Below are 6,513 nucleotides of genomic sequence, written 5' to 3' on the forward strand. Positions count from 1 at the left end.
CGATCCAGATTGTCCAAAATGGATAAAAATCGAAGATTCTCCCCAACTCTAAGCTCTGAAACCAAGACTATGACTGGCTTTATTTATGCAACAACGCCGTACGCAACATCTATAGACGAGATCGGATCCGATATCTACGCTGTCGTTGCTGTGGGGAAGAGTTTAGTGAACGCAAGAACACCGCCTTTTGGAATACCAAGATTTCAGAATCTCGAGCTATCGAGGTAGGTCGTCAAATTGCAGAAGGGACATCTATCAAGGGAACATCACGCCTGACTTACACCCACCCAGATACAGTGAAACGTCTGACCCTCAAGTTTGGTCAACATGCTCAGGACTTTCATGAACAGGAAGCTCAATTACTCGATATCGACGTACTAGAGATGGATGAGCGTCATGGATACGTCGCCAGCAAACAGCAGCAGTGTTGGGATGCGGTATCCATTGATGCTGCTAGTAAGTTCATTGTCCAAGTGGAAGCTGGTCCTCGTGACACAAACCTGATAGATAGGCTGATGCGAGCTACTCACAGACGACTAGCCCATCCCCAAGACCTGGTGTTGATGACCGATGGAGAAGCGAGTTATCGAACCCACTTTCCGGTCATCTTCGGGGTGTCCTACCTCCCCCCCGTCAGACCACCATGGGGCGACCTCCCAACCCCAAGTATCGAATTCCCCGAACCCTTGCCCACGTCCAAGTCATCAAACATCGTCAGGGAAAAAAGTTAGAAGCCGTAGAGGTGAGCAAAGCTCATGGGAGCTGGCAACGGATCAACCAGGCTCTAGAACAAATGGGTTACAACATCCCCAACACTTCAACTGTAGAGCGTTTCAATGGCACTGCACGGCGGATGAATGCTCATCAAGCCAGACGCTCACTTGCTTTCGCTCACTGCAGTAAAACTCGTCAGGCTATTGCCTGGTGGAGTGCAACCGTTTACAACTGGGTGAGAGAACATCGCAGTTTACGAGCTTCTCTGAAAGTACCCCAGGGTAAAAAACGCTTTCAGCAAAGAACTCCTGCCATGGCTGTTGGATTAACTGAACACTTTTGGACCGAAGCTCAGATCCTCAGAACACCTGTTTATATAGCTTCTAAAGAATAGGGGGATGAGATAATCTCACTTAACTACCTTCAGAGGAAATAGGGCTCGAAAGTTCAAATGCTTATTCAATAAGGACTAAGGAAATCTAGATCCTCTTAAGAGACCAGTGCCTAGACATAAACTAGCAAGAAAAGCATACTAATCTTGTAATGGCTTAATTAGAGATGGATTTGCAAGAACTGCAGGATGAACCGTTAAGCGAAATTGCCGTTTTAAAGGCTCCTTAGAGTCTCTGAAGTGCTGAATGACTGCTTCAATGGAAGAGCCAATTTCTAGATTTGGCTCTTCCGAAGGCTCATACCCTACAGTTTCAATAAGTCCACGGATTTCAATTCCCGGTATATCTACAAAATAGCCAAAATGGGCATGACTGCGAACAATAACTCTTACCTTTTTGCCTCTTGGGAAGCATTTCATTACTTCACTTGTAGGGGTGATCATTTTTTTCTTCCTCTAGATACGCTGATAGTAGCCAGTTAGATAATTTAGTCGCCTGATCGTTCAATCTTTATCTAAATTCTTTGTGAAAATCAAGGGAGATCAACTTAACCTCCTGATCATAGAACATAGTTGAGAAGCATATTCCAGCAGAATGGAAGCCATGCAAATCTTGGTTGAATCCATCTAAGGCCAGAAGAACTTTAAAGACCCCAAATCTAATATTGGGAAACGACTCTAGAAAGTAGGCTTTTGTCACAATATCGATCTGAATCTTGTTTGGGATTTCAATCCAAGTATCATTAAGCTCAACTTTATTATTTCCATCATCTACAATTTCCCTGAGGTCTGCCAATATTTTGTCATCTGGAATAATCTGATTTAATAAATTAGCTAATGGTTCAGCCACTTTCGATGACCTTTTCTCACAATTTAATAGGTAATGGACAGAGATAACACTTTTTCAGAAGTGTAAGTTGAGCCTCTCCTTTATGCACTTGAGCTATCCGAGGTATGCGATCGCATTTGATCGTGAAACCTTCCATCTCAATTTTCTGTCAGGAACCCCAAGCTGGGTTCTTTTCGATCAAGAACGCAATGTCTTATCTAGCTGGTTTGGACATCGGTCTGAAGAAGAGGTTGAAAGTATGCTAAGTCCCTATTTAGGGAGTGTTGCCAGTGTACAGTAATGGACCAATAGGAGTGTGCGGTTGCTTTGGAATGATAGCTGACAATATGACTTCAATCGATTGTTAAATATGGAAATGGTAAATTAGTCAGACACGTCTACCTTTTCCATTCACAAGAAACGAACGATCAGTATTTACGAGTAGGTGTATAAAGGACTTTATTAGGTTATGAGCAATGGTCCCATCAGTCAGTTTAGTAAAGATTTCGTTCGTCTACACGTCATTAAAGATGAACTTGATACAGCCTATAAACTTATGGCTGAAGATCGAAAACGCGAATTAAAAGCTTTAAGTTGGTCGGAGGCTGTGATTGGAGATTTTGACGTTTAAATGTAGATTCGTGGTGGTTTAAATTTGGGTTTTCCATAGGTAGCTAGAATCAAAACGAATGAGCTTAGCTAAGGTCTATTCCGTTTATGCTTATCAAGCAGTAAAAGAATTTCATTGGCTAAATCATTAGCTTGTTCAGGAGTTTCACAACGGCTAGCTTGAAATCGTTCTACTATCGCACCCTCATTGCTCAGAATGCGAGTTCTAGCATTTGCTTCGGCGGGTGTTTCTTTGTGGACAGTATCTCCATCAATCTCAAGGCAAAGGATAACTCCATCTTTCACAATAATAAAATCAGGTTCTATTCGTGAATATTCTTTGCCACCTTTCAAGAACACAGGAAGAGGAGCAAAAGCTACTCCTTTGCTTTTTAGAGCTTTGTATATATTGATTTCGGGGCCTGATCGAAAGAGTAATCCATCACATTGACGACTTGCAATATTATTTGAACGGACACGTCCTTGATTTGTAATGCCTTCACCAGCAATCCAATTGCGGGCTACATATTGCCAGTTCTTTGATTCGATAAGTTGTGGGGAAATCTCTATCTTTACCCAAATTTGACCATAACGATTTAAAAAAGTAGTTAGCTTTTCTTCAATGTCTTGAGAAATTGATCCGAGATCAGCATTGACTTCTACATAAATCCTTTGGGGGACTTCCAAATATACGGAATAAATTTCTGTGCCACCGTTCCAATTGTCATGATCAGTCAAAGCTGCAGAAATTTTTGCGTTTGAAAGAATAGAAACAATCTTGGCATTTCCGTCATAAGCATATAGCCGTGCAACGTTTTGAATTAGGAGATCGATATCATTTTCAAAGTTACCAGTTTGCGGCATTGATTCTTAATTCAGTTTGGTCTTGTAGATTCTAACGTTTCCAACTATCCACCATGTCAACCTAACTTGAGGGTAAAAAAATAAGCTAAAGGGAATGTACTATCAAGCGATTACATTTTCTTCCAATACCTTCTCAGACTCAGATAATTCCCAGGTCGTATCTGCTGCCAATTTCAGGGTGCGCTTGTGGTAGTTCGTTAACGTTGATCGGTGGCCCACACTCAAAAAGGTTGTTTCCAGATGCTGTAACTGCTCATATAGCGAAGCTTCATTGCTCAGATCCAAAGCACTAGTTGCCTCATCGAGAATGGCATATTGGGGCTTATTCAGTAACAGCCGAGCAAACGTTAGCCGCTGCTGTTCACCCAACGACAAAACCGAAGACCAATCTTCCACCGCATCAAAACCGTCAAACCGTTCATCTAGATCCGGTAGATTAATTTGCTGCAAAATGGCCTTAAGCTCTTTGTCACTGGCCTCAATCTCCATATTGGGATAAATCATCTGGTCCCGGAGACTGCCCACAATCATATAGGGTCGTTGAGGTAGAAAGAGGATATCGCCAGCTTGAGGACGGTGGATGGTGCCTTGGCCTGAATTCCATAACCCGGCCATTGCCCGCAGTAAGGAACTCTTACCGCAACCACTTGGCCCCTTGACTAAAAGCCCTTCTCCTTCTGATAAAGCAATGGAAAGATCGGTAATTAAAGTTCTCTGATAATTGGGGGTCATCAAGGTTAGCTCAGCCAGGGATAAGCCTTCCCCTTCCTCTACCGTGAAGGTGGGCTGGGTGAGTTCTTCTTCAGCATCAGACGCCGTCGATTCCTCTTCCGTCTGACTCGGCTGTTCCAAACTTTCGGCAAAGGTATAGAGACGGTCGATGCCAGCCCCAAAGGAGGTTAACTCTTGGAAACGGGCCACAATCAAATTCAACGAAAAGAAGATTCGAATAAACGCGCCTTGGGCTTCGGAGACTTTACCTACCTCTAACTCACCTGCAAAGATACCAGGAGCGACGACAATGGCAGGTAGGATAAAAGGCAAAAACTCATAGGCATTGGAAAACACGTTCAAATTCAACTGCCAAATAATCAGGTTCTTGAAATTATCAAAGGCTTCCATAAACCGCTCTTTCACCTGATCGGCTTCCTGTTGCTCCCCCCGATAAAAGGCGATAGATTCCGCGTTTTCGCGAATGCGCACCAGGCTAAACCGGAAATCGGCTTCCTTTTTCAGTTGGGCAAAATTGAGCCTGACTAGTCCTTTACCAAATACCCCCACCGTCACCACGGTACCCAGAACGGCATACAGCACTAAAAACAGCACCAAAGAAGAGGAAATCTTCCATAACACGCTGCTAAAGGCGATTATCCCCAACAGGGAATCCACAATAATCAGCAGAAAGGTCAGGGACTCTTGGGTAAAACTTTTGACATCTTCAGCAATTCGCTGGTCCGGGTTATCGATATCTGTATGTAGGTTGTTGAGATTGTAGTAGGCGCGATTGCTGAAGTAGTTATCCACGTAGCGATTCGTCAGCCAGCGTCGCCACTGTAACCCTAAGAGATCGCGTAAATAGGTATAACCTGCAAAAATAGGTGCATAAGCCACCAGCACCCCCAGGAAAATCATTATGGTTTGCCAAAACCGGGCTTCATCCTGGGCGGAAAGGGCAGAAATCATTACCCCTCGGCGATTATTCAGGAGTACGCTTAAGCCGGTATAGCCCAGAGAAAGCACCATCACCAGTAGGAGCAATCCCCGTGCTTTCCACTTTTCCTCGCTATTCCAGTAGCTAATGGCGATTTTCCAAAACCGCCCCAAAACCTGCAAATTAAATCGTTCCATTAGTCCTTATCAATAACCCGTCCCATACCTGACGTTAACCTAGTTAAGGTAAGAAGGGTTGATTGCCCGTTAACGGTTGAATCTATGTCTAACTCCCCCACGCCTCGGCAGATCCTAGAAACATTACTGCCGCCCCTAAGATTAGCGGCTGCCTATGCCAAAAATATTCAGCCCGTGATTGCTGCCTGCCCAGAAAAAACCGATCAACAGAATCACTTTGGTGCAGCCTTGTCGGATGCCGATCTATCTATTCAAACGATGGTGGAAGTGGCTCTTCTGGGGGCTTATCCTCAAATCCGGTTTTATGGGGAAGAGTATGAGAAAACGGCCAATACCAAATATTTTCGAGCCATTGATTTGGGGCCGGAAGGGGATTATTTAGTCACCCTCGATCCCATTGACGGCACCCGCTTTTACCTGGATGGTCATGATAATTATCAGATTATTGTGGGCGTCCTTAATCAGGATGAGTACGAGGCCGTATTAGCGATTTCTCCGGCTCAGGATTGCTATTACTATGCCCTGCGGGGAGTGGGCACTTTTTCGGGTCCCCTCCATGCCCCCTTAGACCAGTGCCAGAAGCTACAGATAGAAAACCCTAAACCCCTGATCTACTTGGGCTGGGGACTGTCAGATCAGATTCCCGATGTCAGTCCTGCCTACCAAATCAACGACTTAAAAACGGCCTATTCCGACGAGCAGTTTGCCCCAAATATCAACGCCATCCTTAAGGAAGACTTTGCAGGGGCAATTTTGGAATCAGGCAAATTTATTGACGGTGCTGCCATCACCTTCTTAGCCCAAGAAGCAGGCTGTATAGTTACCACCTGGACCGGAGAGCCTTTGCCTCCTTTATGTTCCAGTCAGAACTACCAACGACCCGGCTTGATTGTGGCATCATCCACGACTGTCCACCAGCATCTTTTGCAGGCAGTTGAAAAATACTGTCCAAAGATCCTTATTTAGTCGGTAAAAAAGAGTTCATTTCAAAGACGTTCCGCCACTAGATGCCAATGCCAAGACGCTTGCTTTTGATGCACTTGATCGGCACTGGTCTTTTAAGAGGATCTAGATTTCCTTAAAGCGTGTTTGAAAAGTCATCCAGGTAGAGTTGAGAAGCTCAATACGTTAGCCTCTCAACCTGAAAATGGTACGAAAACCCTTTGGGGATGACAAGGTACTTCAAATCTAGAGTCAGCAGTAGATAGGGCAGTGTGATTTCAAAGAAAATAGGGTGGCCGAAACGACTACCCTATCC

The 6,513-nt window shown here is 44.4% G+C and carries 9 protein-coding genes; 5 read left to right on the forward strand and 4 right to left on the reverse strand.

The window, feature by feature from the left end; genetic code table 11:
* Positions 1-296 precede the first annotated feature (296 nt).
* Both Q0991_RS13095 and Q0991_RS13100 read left to right on the forward strand, forming a co-directional pair.
* A complete protein-coding gene (locus tag Q0991_RS13095; protein ID WP_299489157.1) occupies positions 297-731 on the forward strand; it encodes an IS1 family transposase in 435 nt (144 codons plus the stop codon).
* Positions 644-1,108 (forward strand): hypothetical protein, encoded by a 465-nt coding sequence (locus Q0991_RS13100; RefSeq protein WP_299489158.1) that lies wholly within the window; start codon positions 644-646, stop codon positions 1,106-1,108. Before Q0991_RS13095 ends, Q0991_RS13100 begins: the two co-directional genes overlap by 88 nt.
* 138 nt (positions 1,109-1,246) lie before the next feature.
* Here Q0991_RS13100 and Q0991_RS13105 read toward each other — a convergent pair whose 3' ends face one another.
* Both Q0991_RS13105 and Q0991_RS13110 read right to left on the reverse strand, forming a co-directional pair.
* Complete coding sequence (locus Q0991_RS13105; RefSeq protein WP_299489159.1) at positions 1,247-1,549, reverse strand: hypothetical protein; 303 nt, start codon at positions 1,547-1,549, stop codon at positions 1,247-1,249.
* Between the two features lie 67 nt (positions 1,550-1,616).
* On the reverse strand, positions 1,617-1,955 hold the full coding sequence (locus tag Q0991_RS13110; protein ID WP_299489160.1) for a hypothetical protein: 339 nt from the start codon (positions 1,953-1,955) through the stop codon (positions 1,617-1,619).
* Between the two features lie 82 nt (positions 1,956-2,037).
* Between Q0991_RS13110 and Q0991_RS13115 the strand changes: the two genes are divergently transcribed.
* On the forward strand, positions 2,038-2,235 hold the full coding sequence (locus tag Q0991_RS13115) for a hypothetical protein (protein ID WP_299489161.1): 198 nt from the start codon (positions 2,038-2,040) through the stop codon (positions 2,233-2,235).
* Positions 2,236-2,403: 168 nt separating this feature from the next.
* The gene (locus Q0991_RS13120) at positions 2,404-2,565 is read left to right on the forward strand and encodes a hypothetical protein (protein ID WP_299489163.1); all 162 of its coding nucleotides are present in this window, start codon (positions 2,404-2,406) and stop codon (positions 2,563-2,565) included.
* A gap of 68 nt (positions 2,566-2,633) precedes the next feature.
* On the opposite strand, the gene Q0991_RS13125 is transcribed toward Q0991_RS13120, so the two are convergent.
* Both Q0991_RS13125 and Q0991_RS13130 read right to left on the reverse strand, forming a co-directional pair.
* Positions 2,634-3,407: a hypothetical protein gene (locus Q0991_RS13125; protein ID WP_299489164.1), complete on the reverse strand. Its 774-nt coding sequence runs from the start codon at positions 3,405-3,407 to the stop codon at positions 2,634-2,636.
* 102 nt (positions 3,408-3,509) lie between these two features.
* The gene (locus Q0991_RS13130; RefSeq protein WP_299489166.1) at positions 3,510-5,255 is read right to left on the reverse strand and encodes an ABC transporter ATP-binding protein/permease; all 1,746 of its coding nucleotides are present in this window, start codon (positions 5,253-5,255) and stop codon (positions 3,510-3,512) included.
* A gap of 84 nt (positions 5,256-5,339) precedes the next feature.
* Between Q0991_RS13130 and Q0991_RS13135 the strand changes: the two genes are divergently transcribed.
* A complete protein-coding gene (locus tag Q0991_RS13135) occupies positions 5,340-6,221 on the forward strand; it encodes an inositol monophosphatase family protein (protein WP_299489167.1) in 882 nt (293 codons plus the stop codon).
* The last annotated feature ends 292 nt before the right edge of the window (positions 6,222-6,513 follow it).

Origin of the sequence: Acaryochloris sp. IP29b_bin.137 (genome assembly GCF_028285745.1) — a bacterium.
Lineage (GTDB): Bacteria > Cyanobacteriota > Cyanobacteriia > Thermosynechococcales > Thermosynechococcaceae > Acaryochloris.